Annotated in this window: 20 protein-coding genes; 6 read left to right on the top strand and 14 right to left on the bottom strand. The window is 71.9% G+C overall.

Features of this window, described 5'->3' with window-relative positions:
* Positions 1–86: 86 nt before the first annotated feature.
* A complete protein-coding gene (locus FB474_RS16190; protein WP_141789581.1) occupies positions 87–1,583 on the bottom strand; it encodes an MFS transporter in 1,497 nt (498 codons plus the stop codon).
* A gap of 175 nt (positions 1,584–1,758) precedes the next feature.
* Between FB474_RS16190 and FB474_RS16185 the strand changes: the two genes are divergently transcribed.
* Positions 1,759–2,340 (top strand): hypothetical protein, encoded by a 582-nt coding sequence (locus tag FB474_RS16185; protein ID WP_141790050.1) that lies wholly within the window; start codon positions 1,759–1,761, stop codon positions 2,338–2,340.
* A 106-nt stretch (positions 2,341–2,446) separates the two neighbouring features.
* Here the strand turns inward: FB474_RS16185 and FB474_RS16180 are convergent, their stop codons facing one another.
* The gene (locus FB474_RS16180) at positions 2,447–2,782 is read right to left on the bottom strand and encodes a hypothetical protein (protein WP_185746195.1); all 336 of its coding nucleotides are present in this window, start codon (positions 2,780–2,782) and stop codon (positions 2,447–2,449) included.
* 165 nt (positions 2,783–2,947) lie between these two features.
* Between FB474_RS16180 and FB474_RS16175 the strand changes: the two genes are divergently transcribed.
* The 3 genes from FB474_RS16175 to FB474_RS16165 all read left to right on the top strand — a co-directional run bounded on the left by FB474_RS16175 (position 2,948) and on the right by FB474_RS16165 (position 4,984).
* Positions 2,948–3,139: a hypothetical protein gene (locus FB474_RS16175; protein WP_141789579.1), complete on the top strand. Its 192-nt coding sequence runs from the start codon at positions 2,948–2,950 to the stop codon at positions 3,137–3,139.
* A gap of 226 nt (positions 3,140–3,365) precedes the next feature.
* Positions 3,366–3,986, top strand: a complete 621-nt coding sequence (locus tag FB474_RS16170) for a DUF47 domain-containing protein (protein WP_141789578.1) — start codon at positions 3,366–3,368, stop codon at positions 3,984–3,986.
* 5 nt (positions 3,987–3,991) lie between these two features.
* Complete coding sequence (locus FB474_RS16165) at positions 3,992–4,984, top strand: inorganic phosphate transporter (RefSeq protein ID WP_281286351.1); 993 nt, start codon at positions 3,992–3,994, stop codon at positions 4,982–4,984.
* 61 nt (positions 4,985–5,045) lie between these two features.
* Here the strand turns inward: FB474_RS16165 and FB474_RS16160 are convergent, their stop codons facing one another.
* From FB474_RS16160 to mshD, 8 genes are all read right to left on the bottom strand, one after another.
* Complete coding sequence (locus tag FB474_RS16160; RefSeq protein WP_141789577.1) at positions 5,046–6,074, bottom strand: hypothetical protein; 1,029 nt, start codon at positions 6,072–6,074, stop codon at positions 5,046–5,048.
* A gap of 172 nt (positions 6,075–6,246) precedes the next feature.
* A complete protein-coding gene (gene pstB / locus FB474_RS16155) occupies positions 6,247–7,023 on the bottom strand; it encodes a phosphate ABC transporter ATP-binding protein PstB (RefSeq protein WP_141789576.1) in 777 nt (258 codons plus the stop codon).
* Positions 7,024–7,079: 56 nt separating this feature from the next.
* Complete coding sequence (pstA, locus tag FB474_RS16150) at positions 7,080–8,000, bottom strand: phosphate ABC transporter permease PstA (RefSeq protein ID WP_141789575.1); 921 nt, start codon at positions 7,998–8,000, stop codon at positions 7,080–7,082.
* Positions 7,997–9,007: a phosphate ABC transporter permease subunit PstC gene (gene pstC / locus FB474_RS16145; RefSeq protein WP_141789574.1), complete on the bottom strand. Its 1,011-nt coding sequence runs from the start codon at positions 9,005–9,007 to the stop codon at positions 7,997–7,999. The genes pstA and pstC overlap by 4 nt, the downstream gene beginning before the upstream one ends.
* Positions 9,008–9,099: 92 nt before the next feature.
* Positions 9,100–10,224 (bottom strand): phosphate ABC transporter substrate-binding protein PstS, encoded by a 1,125-nt coding sequence (pstS, locus tag FB474_RS16140; protein WP_141789573.1) that lies wholly within the window; start codon positions 10,222–10,224, stop codon positions 9,100–9,102.
* Positions 10,225–10,476: 252 nt separating this feature from the next.
* A complete protein-coding gene (locus FB474_RS16135; protein WP_246092228.1) occupies positions 10,477–11,481 on the bottom strand; it encodes an NUDIX hydrolase in 1,005 nt (334 codons plus the stop codon).
* Positions 11,478–13,787: an RNA degradosome polyphosphate kinase gene (locus FB474_RS16130; RefSeq protein WP_141789572.1), complete on the bottom strand. Its 2,310-nt coding sequence runs from the start codon at positions 13,785–13,787 to the stop codon at positions 11,478–11,480. Before FB474_RS16130 ends, FB474_RS16135 begins: the two co-directional genes overlap by 4 nt.
* 108 nt (positions 13,788–13,895) lie before the next feature.
* Entirely contained in the window at positions 13,896–14,870 is a 975-nt protein-coding gene (gene mshD / locus FB474_RS16125) for a mycothiol synthase (RefSeq protein WP_221632556.1), read from the bottom strand.
* Positions 14,871–14,934: 64 nt separating this feature from the next.
* Between mshD and FB474_RS16120 the strand changes: the two genes are divergently transcribed.
* On the top strand, positions 14,935–16,515 hold the full coding sequence (locus FB474_RS16120; protein ID WP_141789571.1) for a hypothetical protein: 1,581 nt from the start codon (positions 14,935–14,937) through the stop codon (positions 16,513–16,515).
* 17 nt (positions 16,516–16,532) lie between these two features.
* Here the strand turns inward: FB474_RS16120 and FB474_RS16115 are convergent, their stop codons facing one another.
* A complete protein-coding gene (locus tag FB474_RS16115) occupies positions 16,533–17,300 on the bottom strand; it encodes a hypothetical protein (protein ID WP_141789570.1) in 768 nt (255 codons plus the stop codon).
* 196 nt (positions 17,301–17,496) lie between these two features.
* Between FB474_RS16115 and FB474_RS16110 the strand changes: the two genes are divergently transcribed.
* Positions 17,497–19,356 carry a bifunctional metallophosphatase/5'-nucleotidase gene (locus tag FB474_RS16110; protein ID WP_141789569.1) on the top strand — a complete coding sequence of 620 codons (1,860 nt, stop codon included), beginning with the start codon at positions 17,497–17,499 and terminating at the stop codon, positions 19,354–19,356.
* 93 nt (positions 19,357–19,449) lie between these two features.
* Here FB474_RS16110 and FB474_RS16105 read toward each other — a convergent pair whose 3' ends face one another.
* From FB474_RS16105 to FB474_RS16095, 3 genes are all read right to left on the bottom strand, one after another.
* A complete protein-coding gene (locus tag FB474_RS16105) occupies positions 19,450–21,048 on the bottom strand; it encodes an FAD-dependent monooxygenase (protein ID WP_141789568.1) in 1,599 nt (532 codons plus the stop codon).
* A gap of 27 nt (positions 21,049–21,075) precedes the next feature.
* Complete coding sequence (locus FB474_RS16100) at positions 21,076–21,645, bottom strand: hypothetical protein (RefSeq protein ID WP_141789567.1); 570 nt, start codon at positions 21,643–21,645, stop codon at positions 21,076–21,078.
* Between the two features lie 151 nt (positions 21,646–21,796).
* Complete coding sequence (locus FB474_RS16095) at positions 21,797–22,498, bottom strand: response regulator transcription factor (RefSeq protein ID WP_141789566.1); 702 nt, start codon at positions 22,496–22,498, stop codon at positions 21,797–21,799.
* Between the last annotated feature and the right edge of the window lie 94 nt (positions 22,499–22,592).

Below are 22,592 nucleotides of genomic sequence, written 5' to 3'. Positions count from 1 at the left end.
GAAAAGGCCGCTGGCGGGCCGGTAGACCGACCCGCCAGCAGCCTTTTCCTGCGCACAGCCGGGCTGACCCCGACGCGCGACAGCCCCTACGCCGTGGCGGGTGCCGTCCGGTCGCCCCCGGAGCCGGAAGCCGTGGCCTCCTCGGCGGTCAGCGGCTGGGCGATCGACTCCAGCGACTTCTGCTCGGCCTTGACGCCCATGAGCGCCGCGACCACGCCTCCGACGATCATCAGCGCGGCCCCGACGAAGTAGCCGGGCGCGATGCCGGTGATGTCCTTGGCCTTCGACGCCGTGTCGATGAGGTGGCCGAAGAACAGCGGGCCGGAGATGCCACCGGCGGCGGTGCCGACGGCGTAGAAGAACGCGATGCACAGCGCCCGTGTCTCCATCGGGAAGACCTCGCTGGCCGTCAGGTAGGCCGAGGAGGCGCCGGCGGAGGCGAAGAAGAAGATGATCGCGCCCATCAGGGTCAGGGTGTAGGCGTTGAGGCCGCCGAGCATGAAGCCGGTGACCCCGAGCAGCGCGCCCGAGAGGATGTAGGTGCCGGAGATCATCCGGACCCGGCCGACCGTGTCGAACAGCGGGCCGAGCAGGAACGCGCCGAGGAAGTTGCTCACCGCGAACGCCGCGATGAACCAGCCGACCTGCTGCACACCGAGGAACTTGGTCAGCGAGTCGCCGTAGGTGAAGAAGAAGGCGTTGTAGAGGAACGCCTGCCCGATGAACAGCGCCAGGCACAGGACGGTGCGGCGGGGGTAGAGCGTGAACACCGTCTTGGCGATCGTGCCCAGGCCGATGGTCTTGCGCTGGCGGATGGTGATGGTCTCGTCGACCGGGTCGAGCGGCGCGCCGGTGGTGCCCTCGACGTGCTCCTCGATCTGCTTCACGACCTTCTCGCCCTCGTGCTCGCGGCCGTGGATGAACAGCCAGCGCGGGCTCTCGGGCACGTTGCGGCGGACCAGCAGGATGCCCAGGCCGAGGATCGCGCCGAGGCCGAACGCCAGGCGCCAGCCGAGCCAGGCGGGCACCAGCGAGGGGTTGAGCAGCGCGACGGTGAGCAGGGAGCCGGCGGCGGCGCCCAGCCAGAACGAGCCGTTGATGGCCAGGTCGACCCGGCCGCGGTACTTGGCGGGGATCAGCTCGTCGATGGCGGAGTTGATCGCGGCGTACTCGCCGCCGACCCCGGCGCCGGTGACGAAGCGGCACGCGAAGTAGAACATCGGGTTCATCGAGAACGCCGTGAGCACGGTGCCGATGAGGTAGATCCCGAGGGTGACCAGGAACAGCTTCTTGCGGCCGAACCGGTCGGTCAGCTGGCCGAAGAACAGCGCCCCGAGACAGGAGCCGAGCACGTAGACCGCGCCGGCCATGCCGATGTCGGAGCTGGTCATCCCGAGACCGGTGCCGAGCGGCTTCTGCAGGGCGTCGGACATCGACCCCACGATGGTGACCTCGAGGCCGTCGAGGATCCAGACGGTGCCCAGACCGGCGACGATGAGCCAGTGCCAGCCGGCCCACGGGAGCCGGTCGAGTCGGGCGGGGATGTCGGTCGTGATCCGACCGGTCTCAACTTGCGACGACATACACACTCCTCCGCGCGGCGGTGGCCGCGTCCGTTGTCCGGCGGCCGGGGGGCTCCAGTCGCCGTCCTGCTTCCAAGGGCTGTACCCGGAATGACGTGAGAAAATCGTGTTCGTGCCAGAGGAACCTACTGGTCGGGGCGTCCCCCGGCGACCCGCCTACTTCGGCCCCGCCGCCATGGACGCCCAGGCCGGCGCGCCCGACCCGGCACGGATCACGGAGGTGGCCCACGAGACCGCCGCCGTCATCGTCGGCACCGGCCGCGCCGCGCACGACCCCGCCCTGACCACCCGCCTGGTCGAGCTCGTCGACGAGCTCGGGCTGTCCACGCTCGCCGAGCTGTGGGCGGACCGGCCGGCGCGCAGCCTGCCCGGCGCCCTGTGGCGGCTCTACGCCCTGCGCGAGTGGGTCCGGCGCGACCCCACCGGCGCGGCCCGTGACTACGCCGCCGGGATCCGGTTCGCCGACGTGCCGCACGTGGTCGCCGGGGTGGCCGAGCCGCCCGGGCCCGAGGAGCTCAAGGCGCTGACCGACGCCATCCTGACCGGGGTGTTCGAGGGCGACCTGGCGATCGCGCTGGAGCGGGCCGCGGCGTTCTGCCGGGTCATCTCCGCCGGCCGCGCCCACCTCGCCGACGACACCGACGACCACGAGCCGCTGGTCAGCAGCGCCCAGACCCGGCGGGCCGCGTCCATGCAGACCACCGGCGCCGACCTCGAGGCGTGCGCCCGGCTGTGGCGCAAGGACGACCTCATCTGAGGTCGTTCTCACACCCCCTGCGGTGATCGGGCATACCCGTCAGGGCCCGGCGGTTAGAGTTGGTGTTGCGCCGGGCCGCGGTAGCCCCGGGTCCCAACTGAAGCCGCTACGAGCGGCCATGCGCCGTGAGGCGCTCCCGGCCCGGCGCAACTCCACCCTCACCCACCGCCACCGGTATGCCGTGTGCCTGGCTGCCGCCGGCGGTCCCCGCGTCCAGCGCATCGTGCGCCGTCGCCGGCTCGAGCGCCGACACGGGCTCGAGCACCGGCGCGCTGGCCCCCTCGGCGAGCTCGGCCTCCTCCATGGGGCAGCCGCCGAGGTCGTGCAGCTCGAGGTCACGCTCGGCAGTGGCGCGCGCCCGGCGACCCGGACCGCGCCACCCGCAGGCCCGGCATACCGCGTGCGTGAACGAGCCGCGGTCCTCGGTGCCGGCGCTGCTCATGGGGCCCATGATGCGGTCTGGATGCCGCCGCGCATAGGGCGGGTCGGTCCTTCCCGGCCGGGCCCGCCGCGTCCGGGACAGCCGCGCGGGGGCCACCGGCCGCCCGGCGGATTCCGATTGCGGCAATCGGTCCCGTGGGGGCTGGGTGCGGTCTAGATTGGAGCCATGGCAGGACCGCAAGGGTCAGACGACTACCTCACCGACGGCGATCTGCAGTTCGAGATCGAGCTGGTCGGCGAGCTCGTCGTCGCCGCCACCTCCAGCGACGGGCCGCTCTCCCAGGACGAGATCGACCGGCTGCTGGGCGTGGTCCCCAGTGGCGCCGGGGCACGTCCCCCGGCGACCCCCGCCCCCTGACGCGCGCCTGACCTCGGGGGCCCGGTGGGGCGCTGTGGCGTGCTCGGCGGGCGCCGGGGGACACGCCCGGAAGCGGGGGGATACGCCGGGGGGATGGCCTGATCCACCCCCTCGGGGTGAACATTGGGTGAACGATCGTGCTTGGCCTCGACCGCTCGGTTGGGTTCTTCTCTCGACGTGGCTTTAGCATCACCTACGGCCACTTTCCTGATGACCGGAGTTCCCCGTGGGTTTTCGCCTCACCCCCCAAGAAACGTCCTTCTACGACCTGTTCGCCCAGCAGGCGAGCCACATCGTGGACGGCGCCAAGGAGCTGACCGCCCTGCTGGGCGTCGCGCCGACCGAGCGTGAAGCCGTCGCCCAGCGCATGCGCGACCTCGAGCACGCGGCCGACGAGGCCACGCACGAGATCATGCGCAAGGTCAACAGCTCGTTCATCACGCCGTTCGACCGCGAGGACATCTACGGCCTCGCCGCGAACCTGGACGACTGCATGGACCTCATGGAGGCAGCGGTCGACCTGATCGTCCTCTACCGCATCGGCGAGCTGCCCTCGGGCATCGCCGCCCAGGTCGAGGTCCTCGCGCGCATGTCCGAGCTGACCGCCGAGGCGATGCCGCGCCTGCGCTCGATGAGCGACCTGCAGGAGTACTGGATCGAGATCAACCGCCTCGAGAACCAGGCCGACCAGGTCTACCGCCGCCTCCTCGCCGAGCTGTTCAACAACGGCGCGGACGCGATCACGGTGCTCAAGCTCAAGGAGGTCATCGACGAGCTCGAGGCCGCCGCTGACGCTTTCGAGAAGGTCGCCCACGCGGTCGAGTCGATCGCCGTCAAGGAGTCCTGACCCTCGTGGACTGGCTTCCCGTAGCCGTCGTCATCCTCCTGGCGATGGGCTTCAACTACACCAACGGCTTCCACGACGCGGCCAACGCGATCGCCACGTCGGTGTCGACCCGGGCGCTGACCCCGCGGATCGCCCTCGCCATGGCGGCGGTGTGCAACCTGGCCGGTGCGTTCCTCGGGACGAAGGTCGCCGACACCGTCGGCAAGGGCATCATCGACCCGCCGAGCGGCACCGAGGGCCTGCTCATCGTGGGGGCGTCCCTGGTCGGCGCGATCTCCTGGAACCTGCTGACCTGGTGGAGGGGCCTGCCCTCCTCCTCCTCGCACGCCCTGTTCGGCGGCATGGTCGGCGCCTCGCTGATCGCGGGCTCCACCGTCCTGTGGGGTGGCGTCTGGTCGAAGATCGTCGTCCCGATGGTGATCTCGCCGATCGTCGGCCTGGCCCTCGGCTACCTCGTGATGGCCCTGATCCTCTGGCTGTTCCGCCGGGCGCACCCGGGCCGCACCGCCCGCGGGTTCCGCCTCTCGCAGACCGTCTCGGCGGCCGCGATGGCGCTGGGTCACGGCCTGCAGGACGCCGGCAAGACGATGGGGATCGTCGTCCTGGCGCTGAGCGTGGGCGGCTACCACTCGGGCGCTTCGATCCCGTTGTGGGTCAAGGTCTCGAGCGCGCTGGTCATCAGCCTCGGCACCTACTCCGGCGGGTGGCGGATCATGCGCACGCTGGGCCGTCGCATCATCCACCTGGACCCGCCGCACGGCTTCGCCGCAGAGTCGTCGGCCGCCGCGGTGCTGTTCATCGCCGGCCTGGGCTTCAAGGCCCCGATCTCCACGACCCACACGATCACCTCCTCGATCATGGGCGTCGGCGCGACCAGGCGCCTGTCCGCGGTGCGCTGGGGCGTGGCCGGCAACATCGTCGCCGCGTGGGTGCTGACCTTCCCCGGCGCCGGCATCGTGGCAGCCCTGGCCTACTGGGTGGCCCACCTCTTCGTCTGACCCACCCGAGCCTGTCCTTTGCGCAAGTTGGTGCCGTAACCGGAGCCCTGAACGCCCCGGATCACGACACCAACTTGCGCAAAGCCGTCTCTGGGCTGCTGACGAGCCGCCCGCGAAATCGGCGTGCGTCGCCCCGGCGGCGTGCGGCCTCGACCCTGAGGACGACCTCGTCCGGCCTTCGGAGCAGGTCGTCCAGGGTCCAGCGCACCACCTCGAGTCCGAGGTCGCGCAGGCGGTCCTCGCGCCGCTTCTCCGCGAACACGGCGCCGGCGGAGAAGGCCTCGCGCAGGCCGGACCGTGCCGCCAGGTCGGCTCCCGCCGGACCCAGGCCGTACTTCATCCTGCCGTCCGCCTCGCCGACGACGCCCCACGCCCGCCACATCGCGTCAACCCTGGCGACGAACCGCCCCCACTCGTCCAGGACCGTCACCTGTGGCTCGGGCAGCTCGACCCCCAGCTGCCACAGCCGCGCGAACGACCACGACTCCAGCCAGGTCTCGCGGCGCCCGTCCAGCAGCCGGTATGCCGTGCGAGCGGTTCGCCCACCGGGCCAGCCGCGCTGCCTGGCCAGGACCTCGTGCACGGACGCGGCGAGGTCGGGATCGGAACGCAGCGCGCTGTCGCCGAGGGCCACGGCGTCGGCCAGGCGCAGGTGCCGCAGGCAGTCCGCGACCGTGCGCGCCGGTGATGTCACGGCAAGGACCGGGCGGCCGAATTCGACCACGTCCTCCGGCGCCAGACTCGCCCGTTCCACGATCACGTCAGGCGCCCTTCTCGGCCGGTTCCCCCCGTGGTCGACCGTGAGCCAGGTGGCGGTGCCCGGCGCGAGCGGCAGGTCGTAGCCGTGGATCGACGCGGCGCTCAGGTGGCTGAGGACCTTGTCGGCGTGGTGGGCCCGGGCCCGCGCCATGGAGGCGGAGGCGAGGCGCGCCGCGGGTGTCGCGGCGGACCACTCGTGCGGCACGGCATGCACGTCGCGGGAGACCCGCATCCAACAGCCGTGGGCCACCTTGTGCCGCAGTGCGGACTTGGTGACCCCGCGGGAGAAGGCATCGGCAGAGCTGAACGCCAGCGGAAGGTTCTCGTCCATGGCGACCAAGCGTCGGCCGCCGCAGCGGCCCGCGCGACGCCCGTCGTCACGCCTGTGGACGGTGGGGCCAGCGAACCCTGCCCTGTGCACAACCCGCCTTTGCGCAAGAAAGGGCCGCTGGAACGCCCGATTTCGGGGCGTCCAGCGGCCCTAACTTGCGCAAAGAGGCGGGTCAGCCGAAGCGGCCGGAGATGTAGTCCTCGGTCGCGCGCTGGGTCGGGTTGCTGAAGATCTTGTGCGTGTCGTCCATCTCGATCAGCCGGCCGGGCTTGCCCTGCGCCGCGAGGTTGAAGAACGCCGTCCGGTCCGACACCCGCGCCGCCTGCTGCATGTTGTGGGTGACGATGACGATCGTGTAGGTCGACTTCAGCTCGTTGACGAGGTCCTCGATCGCCAGCGTGGAGATCGGGTCCAGCGCCGAGCACGGCTCGTCCATGAGCAGCACCTGCGGCTCGACCGCGATCGCCCGAGCGATGCACAGCCGCTGCTGCTGCCCACCGGAGAGCCCGGCGCCGGGCTTGTTCAGCCGGTCCTTGACCTCGTTCCACAGGTTCGCGCCGCGCAGCGACTTCTCGACGCGCTCGGTCAGCTTCTTCTTGTCGCGCATGCCGTTGAGCTTCAGCCCGGCCGCCACGTTGTCGAAGATGGTCATCGTGGGGAAGGGGTTCGGCCGCTGGAACACCATGCCGACGGTCCGGCGCACCGCCACCGGGTCGATGCCCGAGGCGTAGAGGTCCTGGTCGTCGAGCATCACCGAGCCCTGGACGCGCCCGCCGGGGATCACCTCGTGCATCCGGTTGAGCGTGCGCAGGAACGTCGACTTGCCGCAGCCGGACGGGCCGATGAACGCCGTCACCGAGCGCGGCTCCACGGTCATCGTGACGTCCTCGACCGCCTTGAAGTCTCCGTAGAAGACGTTGAGGTCCTTGACGTCGATTCGCTTGGCCATGAGTGGTTTTCCTTCTCCAGTTCCGTATGCCGTGTGCCTGGGTCGCGTCCGCAGCCTCAGCCGCGCACGCGGCCGAACCGCGCCACGACACGGCCGGCGAGGTTGAGCAGGAGGACCAGCAGGATCAGCGTGAGCGCCGCGCCCCACACCCGGTCCAGGGCGGGCTGCAGGCTCTCGGTGCGGTCCTGGTTGATCATCGTGGGCAGGGTCGCCATGAGCCCGCCGAAGAGGTTGGTCGAGATCTCCTTGGTGTAGGGCCCGAGGATCAGCAGCGGTGCGGTCTCGCCCATGACGCGCGCCAGGCCGAGCAGCACGCCCGTCACGATGCCGGAGAACGCCGTGGGGAGCACGATGCGCACGATCGTCTTCCACTTCGGCACGCCGAGGGCGTAGGACGCCTCGCGCAGCTCGTTCGGCACGAGCTTGAGCATCTCCTCGGTCGAGCGCACGACGACCGGGACCATGAGCAGCACCAGGGCCAGGCAGACGGCGAACGCCACCCGCTGGAAGCCGAACGTCGTGACCCACACGGCGTAGATGAACAGCGCCGCGACGATGGAGGGGATGCCGGTGAGGATGTCGACCATGAACGAGACCGCCCGGGCGAACCGCCCACGGCCGTACTCCACGAGGTAGATCGCCGTCATCACCGCGATCGGCACCGCGATCACTGCGGTGACCACGGCCATGATGAGCGTGCCCTGGATGGCGTGCACGGCGCCGCCACCGACCATCCGCGAGGTGATGCCGCGCTGGGAGTGCGTCCACCAGTCGGCGCCGAGGAGCATGTGCAGGCCACGGGCCAGGACCGTCCACAGGATCCACACCAGAGGCACCAGGGCCAGCAGGAACGCGGCCCACATGACGACGCGCGCGAGCTGGTTGCGGAAGGCCCGGCCGCGGGACTTGTGGCCGAGCTGCAGCGCGGGCGACGGCGCCGGCGCCGGGGCCGAGGGGGCGTCAGTCGTGGTGCTCATTCGGTGAAGGCCTTCCGGCGCTCGATGACGATCCGTGCGAGGGCGTTGACGACGAAGGTCAGGACGAACAGGACCAGGCCGGCCGCGATGAACGCCCCCGCCTTCTGCGGGGTGTCGAACTCGGCGGCGTTGTTGGCGATCTTGGAGGCGAAGGTCTCGCCGCCGTTGAAGATCGACCAGGACCAGGCCGTCCCGCCGGAGAGCGCGGACAGGATGATCAGGACGGCGACCGTCTCGCCGAGCGCCCGGCCGAGCGCGAGCATCGACGCCGAGATGACACCCGGGCGGCCGAACGGCAGGACCGTGGTGCGGATCATCTCCCAGCGGGTCGCGCCGAGCGCCAGCGCCGCTTCCTTGTGCGTGACCGGGGTCTGGGCGAACACCTCGCGCGAGATCGCGGTGACGATCGGCAGCACCATGATCGCCAGCACGACGCCGACGACGAAGATCGTGCCGCCCTCGCTGACCGTGGTGTCCGAGAACAGGGGGAACCACCCCAGTGCGTCCTGCAGCACGTGCTGGATCCCGCTCAGGTGCGCGCCGAACACCCACAGGCCCCACAGGCCGTAGACGATCGAGGGGACGGCGGCGAGCAGGTCGACCAGCGACGCGGCCGGACGGGCGAGCCAGCGCGGGGAGTACTGCGTGATGAACAGGGCCACGCCGACCCCCAGCGGCACCGCGATGAGCAGGGCGATCACCGAGCTGATCACGGTGACCCACAGCAGGTTGGCGATGCCGAAGCTCAGCGTGTCGCCGTCGACGTTCCAGTCGGTGGAGGTCAGGAAGTTGGCCTTGTCGTGCGCGATCGCAGGGATGGCCTGCGAGAGCAGGAACGTCGCGATGAGGACCACGAGGATGATCACGAGCAGTCCCGCGCCGCGGGCAGCGCCGCCGAAGAGGCGGTCGCCGAGACGGCCCGTGGACGCACCATCGCCGCTCAGGGGCGAGGGGCCCGGAGCGGCGGGGGAGTTGTCGGCGGTGGAGACGCCGGTTACCGAAGTCACGCTGGATCAGAACCTCGAGGTCGGGGACAGGGGCGGTGCGTATGCCGTGTGGCCGGCCTCTGGCCGCGAGGCCGGCCACACGGCATACATGCTCAGGAGAGCGCGTTGATCGCGGTGGCGACCTTGGTCTGGATCTCCGTCGGCAGCGGCGCGTAGCCGATGTCCTGCAGCTTGGCCTGCTCCGCCGGGGAGGCGAAGAACTTCAGGAAGCTCTTGAGCAGCTCCACCTTGGCCGGGTCCTTGGCCTTGGAGCAGGCGATCTCGTAGGTCACCAGGACGATCGGGTAGGCGCCCGGGGTCTTGGTGGCGTAGTCGAGCTTGAGCTTGAGGTCGTTGCCGGTGCCGGCGACCGTGGCGGCGGCGACGGCCTTGCCGGCGGACTCACCGGTCAGCTCGACCGGGCCGGCGCCGTTGTCGATCTGGGCGATGCCGAGCTTGTTGTCCTTGGCGTAGGACCACTCGGCGTAGGTGATGCCGCCGTCGGTGGACTTCACCGCGTTGGCGACGCCGGCCGACTTCTCCTTGCCCTCGCCCTTGCCGGTCCACTTCTTGCCCGGGGTGGCGGTCCACACCTTCGGCGCGGCGGCGGCGAGGTACTTGGTGAAGTTCTCGGTGGTGCCCGACTCGTCGGAGCGGAAGAAGACCTTGATGGCGGTCGACGGCAGCTTGACGCCGGGGTTGATCGCGGCGATGGCCGGGTCGTTCCACTTGGTGATCTGGCCGAGGAAGATCTTGGCCGTCACGTCGGGGGTGAGGATGAGCTTGTCGACGCCGGCGACGTTGTAGGACACGGCGATGGGGCCGGTCACCATGGGGATGTTCCAGGCCTCGGAGCCGCACTTGGCCTGGGCCTGCGCGGTCTCCGCCTGGCTCGAGCCGGCCGCGGGCTTGTCCTTGAGGGCGGAGTCGGAGCCGGCCCAGTCGACCTGGCCGGCGATGAACTGCTTGATGCCCGCGCCAGAGCCGGTCGGGTTGTAGTTGACGGTGGCGCCGTTGCACTGGTCCTGGAAGTCGGAGATGGCCTGCTCGATGGCGTTCTTCTGGGCCGAGGAGCCCTCGCCGTTGAGCGTGCCCTTGCCGCAGGCCACGCTGGACGACGAGCCCGAGGAGGCACCGCCGGCGGCGGGGCTGGCGTTGTTGTCGGAACCGCAGGCCGTCAGCGCAAGCGTGCCAACAAGGGCCACTCCGGTGAGCTGGCCGAGACGCTGGATCTTCACTGTGGTCTTACCTTCCGTATGCAGGGTCTGAGGGACGAGCTCACTCGCCCGTCTTCACCGAAGGTAGGGACGCTGGGTGACGTGATGGCCCGTCGCGGGTGAACGGCAGGTGAACGCCTCCGGGCACCTGTGGGACATCCCGGCGTCGCCCCGGCCAGCAGCGGGTGAACGAGGGTTCAGGGGTGGGTCAAGTGCCCCGTTCGCCCCGGTATGCCGTGTCCCTCACCTCCCAGCCCGCTCACCGCTCCTCAGTCAGGGGAGGTGGCGCTCGACGGCGACGAGCTGGGCCGTCGCGCCCGTCCCGGCGATGTGGCAGACGAGCGCCTCGCCCTTGGCCATGCCGAGGTCCGCGGCCTCCTCGAGGGCTGCCGCGCCGGCGCCGCCCTCGTCCTCCCCGGGGTCCAGGGTGCGGGCGAGCCGGCCCAGCAGCGAGGGCAGGACCGGCCCGTGGGAGCACAGCGCCCCGGGCCGGCCACCTTCCAGCAGCCGCTCGAGGGGACGCATCGCGCGGTCGGGCGTCACGGAGTACATCTCCTCGGACAGCACCGGCTTGCCCCGCAGCTTCAGCCCACGGGCCGCGGCATACGGCGCCAGCGTCGCGGCGCACCGCACGGAGGGGGAGGTGACCAGGCGGGTGATGCCGTAGGCGCCGAGCAGGCCGACCAGGGTCTCGGCGCGGGCCTCGCCGGCGGCGTCGAGCGGGCGCAGCGGGTCGGGCTCGGCCCAGGTGGAGCGGCCGACGGCGTGGGCGTGGCGCACGAGGACCAGCGGCCAGGTGGCCAGCCGGCCGGCCGTCGAGGCGCGAACCAGGGCCCGCAGCTGGTCGCGGTCGCGGGCGTAGTGGAGCCGGTCGGAGGCCTCGGCCACCGGCAGCCAGGCGACCTCGTCGATCTCGTTGACGAGGGCACCGTCACCGCCGGTGACCTCGGCGGCCCAGTAGCGGACCTCCTTGGTCGCCAGCTCGCCGGCCTTGTCGAAGAACGTGTAGGACGCCGGCGGCAGCGGCCGGCCCAGCCGCACCTGCAGCCCGGTCTCCTCCCACGTCTCCCGGGCCGCGCAGGTGGGCCACTCCTCGCCGGGGTCGAGCTTGCCCTTGGCCCAGGCCCAGTCGTCGTAGGCGGGACGGTGCACCAGCAGCACCTCGAGCGACCCGTCGTGCAACCGCCACGGCAGGGTGCCGGCGGCCGCGACCGGGCGCGCCGCGGCGCTCCCCACGATTGGCGCTGCGACCTGGCCGGGCGTGACCCCCTCGGTCACCGGCGACGGGCCTTGCGCCGGCGTCGGGTGTGCTGCTCGATCAGGCCTTCCTGGTAGTCGTTGAGCGGCAGGCCGTCGGAGCCGACGTGGTGGCGGGTCCAGCGCCCGTCGCCGGCCAGGTGCCAGCTCGAGGTCTCGTCGCTCATGCCGCGCGTCATCAGCGCCTGCACGTCGGCGATGTGCCCGGGGTCGGACAGGCGCACCAGGCACTCGACCCGCCGGTCGAGGTTGCGGTGCATCATGTCGGCGCTGCCGATGTAGGCCTGGGTCTCCCCGCCGCCGCCGAAGATGAACACCCGCGAGTGCTCCAGGAACCGGCCCAGGATCGAGCGCACCCGGATCGTCTCGGACAGGTCGGGCACCCCGGGCCGCAGCGCGCAGATGCCGCGGACGAACACGTCGACCACGACGCCGGCACGGGAGGCGCGGTAGAGCGCGTCGATGAGCGCCTCGTCGACGATCGAGTTGACCTTGATCCCGACGTAGCCGCCGCGGCCGGCGTTGACGTGCTCGATCTCCTGCTCGACGAGGTCGACCAGGCCCGAGCGCACCGAGCGCGGCGCGACGAGCAGCCGCTTGAACCGGGAGCGCGGGGCGAAGCCGGAGAGCTGGTTGAACAGCCGGGTCAGGTCCTCCCCGACCTGCGGGTCGCAGGTGAGCAGGCCGAGGTCCTCGTAGAGCCGGGCGGTCTTGGGGTTGTAGTTGCCTGTGCCGATGTGGCAGTAGCGGCGCAGCCCCTCGGCCTCCTGGCGCACGACCAGCGACAGCTTGGCGTGGGTCTTGAGCCCGACGATGCCGTAGACCACGTGGACGCCGGAGTGCTCGAGCTTGCGGGCCCAGGAGATGTTGTTCTGCTCGTCGAAGCGCGCCTTGATCTCCACCACGGCCAGCACCTGCTTGCCGGCCTCGGCGGCGTCGATGAGGGCGTCGACGATGGGGGAGTCGCCGGAGGTGCGGTAGAGCGTCTGCTTGATCGCCAGCACCCTGGGGTCGGCGGCGGCCTGCTCGACGAAGGCCTGCACCGACGTGGAGAACGAGTCGTAGGGGTGCTGCAGCAGCACGTCCTTGGACCGCATCGCGGCGAGGATGTCCGAGGGCTGCGAGGTCTCCACGGCCGACAGGTCGGGGTGGGTCTTGGGCACGAACGGCGAGAACTTCAGCTCCGAGCGCTCGAGGTCGGCCAGCAGCTCCAGGCCGGTCAGGTCCAGCGGCGTGGGCAGGCGGTAGACCTCGCCCTCGTGCACGCCGAGCTCGCGCACCAGCAGGTCCATGACGTGGTCGTCCATGTCGTCGCCGACCTCGAGGCGCACCGGCGGGCCGAACCGGCGCCGGGTGAGCTCCTTCTCCAGCGCGGCCAGGAGGTTCTCGGCGTCGTCCTCCTCGACCTCGAGGTCCTCGTTGCGGGTGACCCGGAAGGTGAAGTGCTCGCGCACCTCCATGCCGGGGAAGAGCTGGTCCAGGTGCGCGGCGATGACGTCCTCGAGCGGCACGAACCGCGCGTGGTAGAGGTCGGCCAACGGTGAGTCCGTGACCTGCGCGGCCGGCCCCACAGGGATGAACCGGGGCAGCAGCGGCGGCACCTTGACCCGGGCGAAGTGCTCGTTGCCGGTCTTGGTGTTGACCAGGACGACGGCCAGGTTGAGCGAGAGGCCGGAGATGTAGGGGAACGGGTGGGCCGGGTCGACCGCCAGCGGGGTGAGCACCGGGAAGACCTGGTCGCGGAACATGCCGTGCAGGGTCTCGTGCTCCGCCTCGGCGAGCTCCTCCCAGCGCACGATGGTGATGCCCTCGTCGGCCAGGGCCGGGCGCACCGACTTCTCGAACGTGTCGGCGTGCATCCACATCAGCTCGTGCGCGACCAGGCTGATCTGCTCGAGCACCTCGCGCGGCTCCAGCCCGGAGGCCGAGCGCAGCGCCAGGCCGGTGGCGATGCGGCGCTTGAGCCCGGCGACGCGCACCATGAAGAACTCGTCGAGGTTGCTGGCGAAGATCGACAGGTAGCGGGCCCGCTCCAGCAGGGGGATGGTCTCGTCGTCGGCCAGCTGCAGCACCCGCTCGTTGAACTGCAGCCAGGAGATCTCGCGGTCGAGGAAGCGGTCGTCCGGCAGGTCCTCCTCGCTCCACCCGCTGGCCTGGCTGTGCGGGCTCGGGAGCACGCGCATGAACCGGCCGTTGGCCTGGCGGGGGCGGGCGCTCGCGATCGACCGGGTCTGCTCGGCCTGCTCGGCCGCGCCGTCGGGTGTCGCCCCCTCCTCCTGCTGCGGCTGGGGCGGCTCGATGACGCGGTCCGGCGACTCGGTGGTCATGCCCACATCGTGGCACCGTCAGGTGAACACCGGGACCTCCTGCGCGGCGGGAGTCCGCCAGGTGGACCGGCGACCGGGCGCAACCAGCCGGTATGCCGTGTCGCCGCCTCAGGCGGCCGGCTCGCCGGAGGCGGCCCGGGAGTACATCACGTCGACGTCGGCGCGCTGGAAGCCCAGGCGGGTGTAGGTGGCGATCGCGGCCGCGTTGTCGCCGTCGACGTAGAGCATCACCTCGGCCAGGCCGAGCGACTCGAGGTGCCGCAGCCCGAGCAGGGTGACCGCCGTGCCGAGGCCGTGGCCCTGGTAGTCGGGGTCGACCCCCACGACGTAGACCTCGCCGATCGGCGGGTGGCTGGGCTGGCCGTTGCCCGGGGTGGCGGCGTGTGCGTGGACCTTGGTCCAGTGAAAGGCGGCGAGGCGGCCGTGCGGGTCCTCCACGAGGATGAACCCGTCGGGGTCGAACCAGTCCTCGGCGAAGCGCTGGTCGAGGTCGGCGCGGGTGATCCGGCCCTGCTCCGGGTGCTGGGCGAAGGCGCGGGCGTTGACCCGCAGCCAGGCGTCCTCGTCCTGGCCCTCCACGAAGGTCCGGGCGGTGAACCCCTCGGGCAGGCGTGGCTCCGGCAGCGGCTCGGCGCCGACCTCCGGGCCGAGCGGGCGCTTCATCCGCCAGAGCTCGCGCACCGAGGTGAAGCCGTCCCGCGCGGCGAAGGCCCGGGCGGCGGCGAGGTGGCCGTGGGACCAGAGCCGCAGGTCCGGCGCCTGCTTCAGCAGGGCCTGGACGAGGGTGCGGCCGGCCCCGCCGCGGCGCAGGTCGGGGTCGATGACGACCTCCGCGGTGGCGGGCTCGCCACCTGAGCCGTGCTCGAGGTGGGCGTAGCCCGCGAGCTGCGTGCCGTCATACAGCAGGAAGTGGGAGAGCGGGTCGTCGACCGAGCCGCCGCTGCTGTGCCGCACGTGGAGCAGGACGTGCTCGGAGAGCGGGGTGACCCCGTCGGTGGTGGTCGCGCGGCGGGCCAGGGACAGCACCGCGTGCGACTGGTCGTCGTCGAGCTGGAAGAGGCCGTCCACGCGCATGGCGCTCATTGCACCACGATGCGGGTTCCCGCAACGGGCAGCCCTGGCGGCCCGGCGCCGACATACTGACCGCGTGCTGCACGACGACGTCGCCTGGCTGCTGCGCACTGCCCGACGGTTCGCGCGGGACGAGGTGCTGCGCGAGCAGGTGGCGTTCGCGCGGGGCGCCGGGGACGCGCCGCCGGTGGACCCGGCCGTGGTGGCCCGGTGGGAGAGCGGGCAGGTGGCGCCGAGCTACGCGCTGGTGGAGCGCTACGAGACGGTGCTGGGCCTGCCGCAGGGGCAGCTGCTCACGGCCGTCGACACCCTTGCGCGGCAGGAGGAGCCGGTGCGGGCCCAGCCGGCGCTGCCGCCACCGCGTCCGGCTGCGCCGTCGGCCCGGGCCCTGCAGCTGCTGGAGCGCGCGCTGGCGAGCGAGTCGATGACCGCCGCCGACTGGGACGAGCTGTCGGCGCTGATGGCGGGCATGTCCCACGTGCTGATCCGGGCCGGGGACAGCGAGGCGCTGCTGCGCCGGGCCCAGCTGGAGATGTCGGTGAGCACGGGGCTGGACTACGCCCGGCGCACCGAGGCGATCGCCCGGCTGGCCGGTCACCCGCAGATCGCCCCGGTCATCGTCGACCTGGCCAGCGCGACGCTGGAGGACCCGGACGCGCAGGTCTACAGCGAGATCGTGGCCCTGCTGAACTTCACCGGTATGCCGGGTGCCGGGCCGCTGCTCGCCCGGCACGTGGAGTCTCCGGTCAACGCGAACGCCCTGCGGGCGGCGCTGTTCACCGCCGCCAGCCAGGTGCGCCGGCGCCGGCTGCCGGCCGAGCTGACCGCTCGGCTGTGCCGGCTGGCGTGGGAGCACCTGACCAGCGAGCACTCCTCCTACCGGGTGCGCCGCAGCGCGGCCAACCTCATCCGGGCCGTGGACGAGCCGACCCGGCACCGGGTGGCCGAGGCCGTGCTCGACGGCGACCGGGACTCGGCCGCGGCCGCGGTCCTGCTCGGCGAGGGCGCCCTGCCACGGACGGCCGCCCAGCGGGTGATGGAGCAGGTGCGCGGGCACCTGGTCGAGGTGCTGGGCGAGCCGCTGGAGCAGCACCCGACGCTGCTGCGGCTGCTGGACCAGGCGGCGCAGGACACCAACGAGGAGTCCCGGGGCAGTGCGCTTGCGGTGCTCATGCTCTGCCCGGTCGCGCCGGCGCTGGGGCGGGCGTACGGGCAGCAGCTGCGGCTGAGCCTGGCCGAGGGTGACCGGGTCGGCGCGCACGAGGCGCTGAGTGTGCTCACCTGGATGCCGCAGCCGCACGACCTCGACCTCCTGACAGACCTGGCGGTGGGCGCCTCGCCGGCCGGTGCGGGCGACGAGGACCTGCCGGTCGAGGCCAGCTGGGCGGTGGGCAACTGCCCGGAGCCCGACCGGTCGACGGCGGCGGCGCGCGAGGAGCGGCTGGCCGCCCGGGTGGCGGAGCTGGCCGACGAGCCCGGCCTGGATGCCGAGGGGCGTGACCGGCAGCTGACCGCGCTGGCCTACGCCCTGGGCATGCGCGGGCGGACGGACCTGCTGGCGGGTGGGCCGGACCTGCCGGCGTGGCGCTCGAGCGCCGACTGGTGGCTGCAGCTGCCCGACTACGTGCGACCTCAGGCGGGGGTCCCGCTCGCCTGAGGCCGCACGCCCAAGCGTCAGCGCAGGACGTCCACCAGCCGCAGGAGCTCGTCGCCGCCTCCTCGGACCGCCGCCTCCTCGACCTGCCCGAGGCCGTGGACGTAGTACTTGTCGTCCACGACGCCGGGCTCGAGCGCCGTGGTCTCCTCGGTCCGGAGCGCGGCGCTGAACGAGCCGACGGGCGCGGTGACGTGCGCGCGGAGGCTGAGGGCGCGGTACACGTCCTCGGCGGCGCCGGGGGCCCACTCCTGGCGGAAGTGGCGACCGACCTGGGGCTCGGCCTGCATGTAGACGCCGGGCTGCGCGCCGTGCACCGCGGACCGCCACGAGCCGTCGGTGTTGAGGACCCGGCCATGGGGGTCGAGCTCGGCGGTGGTCTCCCCGAAGTACCAGACGTTGCCGCACTCGTCCTGGGAGTAGTAGTCGCTGGTGCGCTCGGCGAGCACCCCGTTGAGGTAGAGCCGGTCCTCGACGACGCGGGTGGGCACGCCGTCGACCGTGACGACCCGGGGCGAGACGTGGAAGGCGTCGACGGCGTGCTTGCCGTCCTTGACGCCGACGGAGACCTGCGTCTCCCCGGGGTGCAGCGGGAACCACGGGTTGTCGACGTCGGCGGTGAAGTCGTCGGCGTCCAGCGTCGGCGCGTAGGTCCCGGTCGGCTGGAAGGTCGGCAGGGCGCAGTCGTGGTGAGGTTCGGGGTGGTCGGTGGTGGGCGGCGCCGCGACCGCCGGGGCCGCGGTGAGGCAGAGTCCGGCCAGGAGGAACAGGGCGCGGAGGGTTCTCATCAGTCGATCCGGAGGGTGGGGGATGGCTTGTCCGGACATGTCCGAATCCCCCAGCATGCGCCGCCGGCACAGCCGACAGCCAGAACCGTCACAGGAAATCTCGGCCGTTCCGCCCAAATATCACGGATGTCGTGGTTGTCTATCTCCCGACTGCCGACTCAGGCGTCACTCTCATGACAGCACTCCCAGGAGCACCATGTCCTTTGCACGTGCACGACGCCTGACCGGCGTCATGGCCGTGGTCCTTGCCGCCGGGGCCGGCGTCGCGATGACCAGCGGCGTCTCGCAGGCCAGGCCGGTGAAGAGCTCGACCACCGACATCCAGATCCTGTCGTTCAACGACTTCCACGGGAACCTCGAGGCGCCCTCGGGCTCGTCGGGCAGGGTCACCGTGGACCACCGCCTCGACACCAGCGGCGCGACCCCCAAGGTCGTCGACGTCACCAAGGACGCGGGCGGGGTGGAGTACCTCGCGACGCACCTGAAGCAGGCCCGCGCCGGGCACCGCAACACCGTGACCGTCGCGGCCGGCGACATCATCGGCGCCTCGCCGCTGCTGTCGGCGGCGTTCCACGACGAGCCGACCATCGAGGCCATGAACTCCCTGGGCCTGGACGCCACGTCGGTGGGCAACCACGAGTTCGACGAGGGCTACAAGGAGCTGCAGCGCATGCAGGACGGCGGCTGCCTGCCCGACGGGGACGGCGCGGCCAACCAGAACTCCTGTGCCGCGCACACCTTCGAGGGTGCCGACTTCCACTACCTCGCGGCCAACGTGAAGTACGCCGGGACCAACAAGACGATCCTGCCGCCCTACTTTGTCAAGACGTTCCCCGGTGGCGCCAAGGTCGGCTTCATCGGCATGACGCTCAAGGAGACCCCGAGCATCGTCAGCCAGGCCGGCATCCAGGGCTTGCAGTTCACCGACGAGGTCCAGACCGCCAACGCGCTCGTGCCGGTGCTGCACCGCCAGGGCGTCAACGCGATCGTCGTGCTCATCCACCAGGGCGGCACCCCGGCGGTGCAGAAGTGGACCGGCCCGGACGGCAAGGTCTACAACGCCAACGCGACCTACGACTACGCCTGCGGCAAGGGCGGCACGCTCGCGCCCGACTCGGCGATCCTGCCGATCGCGGCGAACCTCTCCCCGGCCATCGACATGGTCATCTCCGGGCACACGCACCAGCCCTACGTCTGCAACGTGCCCGACCCGGCCGGTCAGCAGCGCCTGGTGACCTCGGCGTCCTCCTTCGGCCGCCTGTTCACCGAGACCGACCTGAAGTACGACGTGCAGACCAGCGACATCGTGCGCGCCTCGGTCGCCGGCACCAACATGGTCGTCACCCGGGACGTGGCCAAGGACCCGGCCGAGTCGCAGATCATCAGCACCTACAGCACCCTGATCAAGCCGATCGCCGAGAAGCACCTGGGCACGATCTCCACCGACGTCAACCGGGTCGCCTCGCCGGCCGGCGAGACGCCGCTGGGCGACCTCATCGCCGACGCGCAGGTCAACGACCCCTCGGTCGTCTCCGGTGGCGTGAAGCCGGTCGTGGCGTTCATGAACCCCGGTGGTATCCGTGCGGACCTCACCTACGCCTCGTCCCCCAAGGGCGAGGGTGACGGCGTGGTCACCTACGAGGAGGCCTTCACCGTCCAGCCGTTCAACAACTACGTCGTGTCGATGAACCTCACCGGCGCCGACATCTACGCCCTGCTCCAGCAGCAGTGGTCCGGCGCCAACGCCGGCCCGAGCAACACCAAGTTCCTCCAGGTGTCCAAGGGCTTCAGCTATGCGTGGCGGACCGGCACGGCCGGCCCGGAGGTCGTGCCCGGCTCGGTGAAGATCGGCGACACGGTCGTGGCCAACGACGCCTCGCAGACCTTCCGCGTGGCGGCCAACAACTTCCTGTCCGACGGTGGCGACAACTTCGCCGCCTTCAAGAACGGGACGGGCAAGTACATCGGCGGCCTCGACATCGACAGCTTCGCCAACTACCTGCCGACGGTGTCGCCGTACACCCCGGCCGCGCTGGACCGCATCACCAAGCAGTAGGGTCTCGCAACCCCTGTGGCGACGGCCGGCACCTTCGGGTGCCGGCCGTCGCGTCTCTCCGGGTATGCCGGGTGGCGGCGCCCGGCGCGCGCGTCACCCGTGTCCCTCGCCGGCGAGGACGAGCCAGTCGCGGATCAGGGTGGGGTCGGCCTCGCCGCTGCGGTAGCCGACGTAGCCGTCGGGGCGGACCACCAGCACCCCGTGGCCCCTCATGCTGGTGACCCGGTGCAGGTGGGCGCCCGGTCGCTGGCTGGGGTGGGCGTCGGCGTCCGGCCCGGGCTGGCCCAGGTCGGCGTGCGAGACCGGCGGGGCGTCCCGCTGGAGCAGGACGTGGGTGCCCGGGACAGCGGTGAGGTCGTGCAGTCGGGTGCGCCGCCCGGCGCAGGTGACCGCCTCGTCGGGCAGGCGGTCCCCGGCGTGCGGGCCGCCGGGGACGGGGTCGTCCTCGAGGGACAGCGGGCTGCCGCGATAGCTGACGCGGAAGCCGGAGAGCAGGCGCACGCCCTCGGCGACGAGCCGGCGTCGCCGGAGCAGGGCCGGGATGAGCGGGGCGCCGAGCGGCGCGAGCCGGCTGCGGGCCAGGGTCGCGAGCGGGTCGGTGCCGGCCTCGGCCCAGAAGGTGGCGTGGGTGGCGGCGAGCACGAGCCGGGCGACGGGCCAGCGCTCGCGCTCGTAGGAGTCGAGCAGGGTCTGGGTGCCGACACCGTGCTGCCGTTCGGCGCGGGCGGCCAGGGCCAGCTTCCAGCCGAGGTTGGTGGCGTCCTGGATGCCGGTGTTCATGCCCTGCGCGGCGGCGGGGGAGTGGGCGTGGGCGGCGTCGCCGACGAGGTAGAGCCGGCCGCGGCGCATCGCCGTGGCGAGCCGGTGCTGCAGCCGGACCCGGGCCGACCAGGCGACGTGGGTGATCGTGGCCGGGAGGCCGGCGGTGAGCAGCAGGGCCTGCAGCTCGTCGCCCGGCACCGGCGGGCCCGGCTGTCCGAACGGCAGCGCGTCGGTGCCGGCCGGCCGGGTGGCCAGCAGCCGCCAGGTGGCCCGCTCGCCGACGTTGAAGAGGAACACCAGGCCGTGGCGCCCGGCGACGACGTGCGCCAGGCCGGGGGCGACGTCGCCGTCGAGCTCGACGTCGGCGAGCACGACCTCCTGGGCGTAGGGGGCGCCGCGCCAGCCGATCCCGGCGGCGCCGCGCACGGTGCTGGCCGGGCCGTCGCAGCCGGCCAGGTGGTGGCAGTCGACCTCCTCCACCGCTTCCTCGCGGTGGAGCGTCGCGCGAGCCCGGTCGGGGGTGGTCGTGGCCTCGACCAGCGCGGTGCCGCGCTCGACCTCGACCCCGCGCTCGGCCAGCGCGGCCGCGAGGACCGCCTCGACGTCGGCCTGGCGGATGAGGGTCAGGTGGGGGAAGGCGGTGTCCGGCAGGTCGAGGTCGCTGACCCGGACCGGCACGACCCGCCGGCCGAGGTGCAGCTGCACCGCCGGCGAGGTGTCGGCGCGCTCCAGCAGGGCGTCGGTGACGCCGAGCGGGCGCAGCACCTCCAGGGTGCGCGGGTGCATGACCATCGCTCGGGAGGGGCGGAACTCCTCGGGCCGGCGCTCGACCACCCGCACGTGGGCGCCGTGGTCGTGGGCCTGCAGCGCCAGGGACAGCCCACTCGTCCCGGCCCCGACGACGAGGACGTCAACCGGCTCGGTGGCCATGTCCGCCGGCTCTGGTGCTGCCCGGCCTCACGCGATGCTCCGCACCGCGGCGGTCAGCCGAGCCCAGGCGGGCACCCCGCCCTGCTCTGTGGCCTCGGGGGCGTGCAGGAGCTGGTCGCGCCGCAGGCCGGGGGTGATGGCGTAGTGGATGGAGTCGCGGTGGCTGACCATGGCCAGCACCCACCACAGGGCGCGCACGTAGTCCTCGGCCATGCCGGCGTCGTCCCACTCGTAGAGCCCGCGGTACTGTCCGCTGGCGTCGTGGGCGAGCCAGAGCTTGGAGACGAACCCGGGGAACCCGACGAACAGGGGAGTGTTCAGCTCGCTCTCCAGACGGAACAGGTCGTGGCCCCTGCCGCGCACGGCACGGAGGCGGAAGCAGACGACCAGCACGGAGGGGTCCCTCGTGGCCGGGCGGTCGACGACGGTCTCGCGATACACCCGTGGGGCGTTGCCGTCGGCGAAGTGCAGCTCGAGGCCGACGTGCCGCCGCGGCTGGTGGATGCTCCGCCGGGCGGTCAGGGCGGCGGTCGTCAGGGCACACCGAGCCAGGGCGGTGACGGCGGGCGCGACCGGCAGCGGCGGTTGCTCAGGCATGGCTGCTCCCCATTCAGCTTGGCACCAGCATGGCGGGGTCAGGCTGAAGACCGGAGGTGCCAAACGGCCCACAGGTGCTGCCAGCACCCAGCCCTGGCTCGCCCGGCCGGGCCGGCGGGCAGGGCGACCCACCCGAGAGCCTCAGCGCCGCTCAGGCGTCCTGCGGCTCGCTCTCGCGTTCGCCCGGTCCGGGGACGAACCGGTAGCCGACATTGCGGACCGTGCCGATGAGGACCTCGTGCTCCGTGCCGAGCTTGGCGCGCAGCCGGCGGACGTGAACGTCCACGGTCCGGGTTCCGCCGAAGTAGTCGTAGCCCCAGACCTCCTGCAGCAGCTGGGCCCGGGTGAACACCCGCCCGGGGTGCTGGGCGAGGTACTTCAGGAGCTCGAACTCCTTGTAGGTGAGGTCGAGCACCCGGCCCCGCACCCGGGCTGAGTATGAGGCTTCGTCGATGACCACGTCTCCGGCGGTGATGTGGACGGCCTCCTCCGGCTCGTCTGCGGCCAACCGGGTCACTGCGAGGCGGATGCGCGCCTCCACCTCGGCCGGCCCGGCGGTGTCGAGCAGCACGTCGTCCACGCCCCACTCGGCCGTGAGACCAGCGAGGCCACCCTCGGTGAGGATGGCCATGAGGGGGACGGACACGCCGGTCGCGCGCAGCACCCGGCACAGTGACTTGGCCACCGCCAGCTCTCGCCGCGCGTCCACGAGAATCACGTCGGCGCTGGGGCCGTCGACAAGGGCCGCGGGTTCGGCGGGCAGGATGCGCACTTGATGGCTCAGCAGGCCCAGCGCCGGCAGCACCTCGGCACTTGGTGCCAGTGCGTTCGTCAGCAGGAGAAGGTGTGCCACCTTCCGCAGGATACGGACCGCGTTGGGTCTGATGTGCCGAAGTTCGTACCCTGAGACTGGCCGCTCATCACAGCCCGAACCGCTCACCACGAAT

Origin of the sequence: Oryzihumus leptocrescens (assembly GCF_006716205.1) — a bacterium.
Taxonomy (GTDB): Bacteria; Actinomycetota; Actinomycetes; order Actinomycetales; family Dermatophilaceae; genus Oryzihumus; species Oryzihumus leptocrescens.
This window is presented reverse-complemented; position numbering and strand designations above follow the sequence as displayed.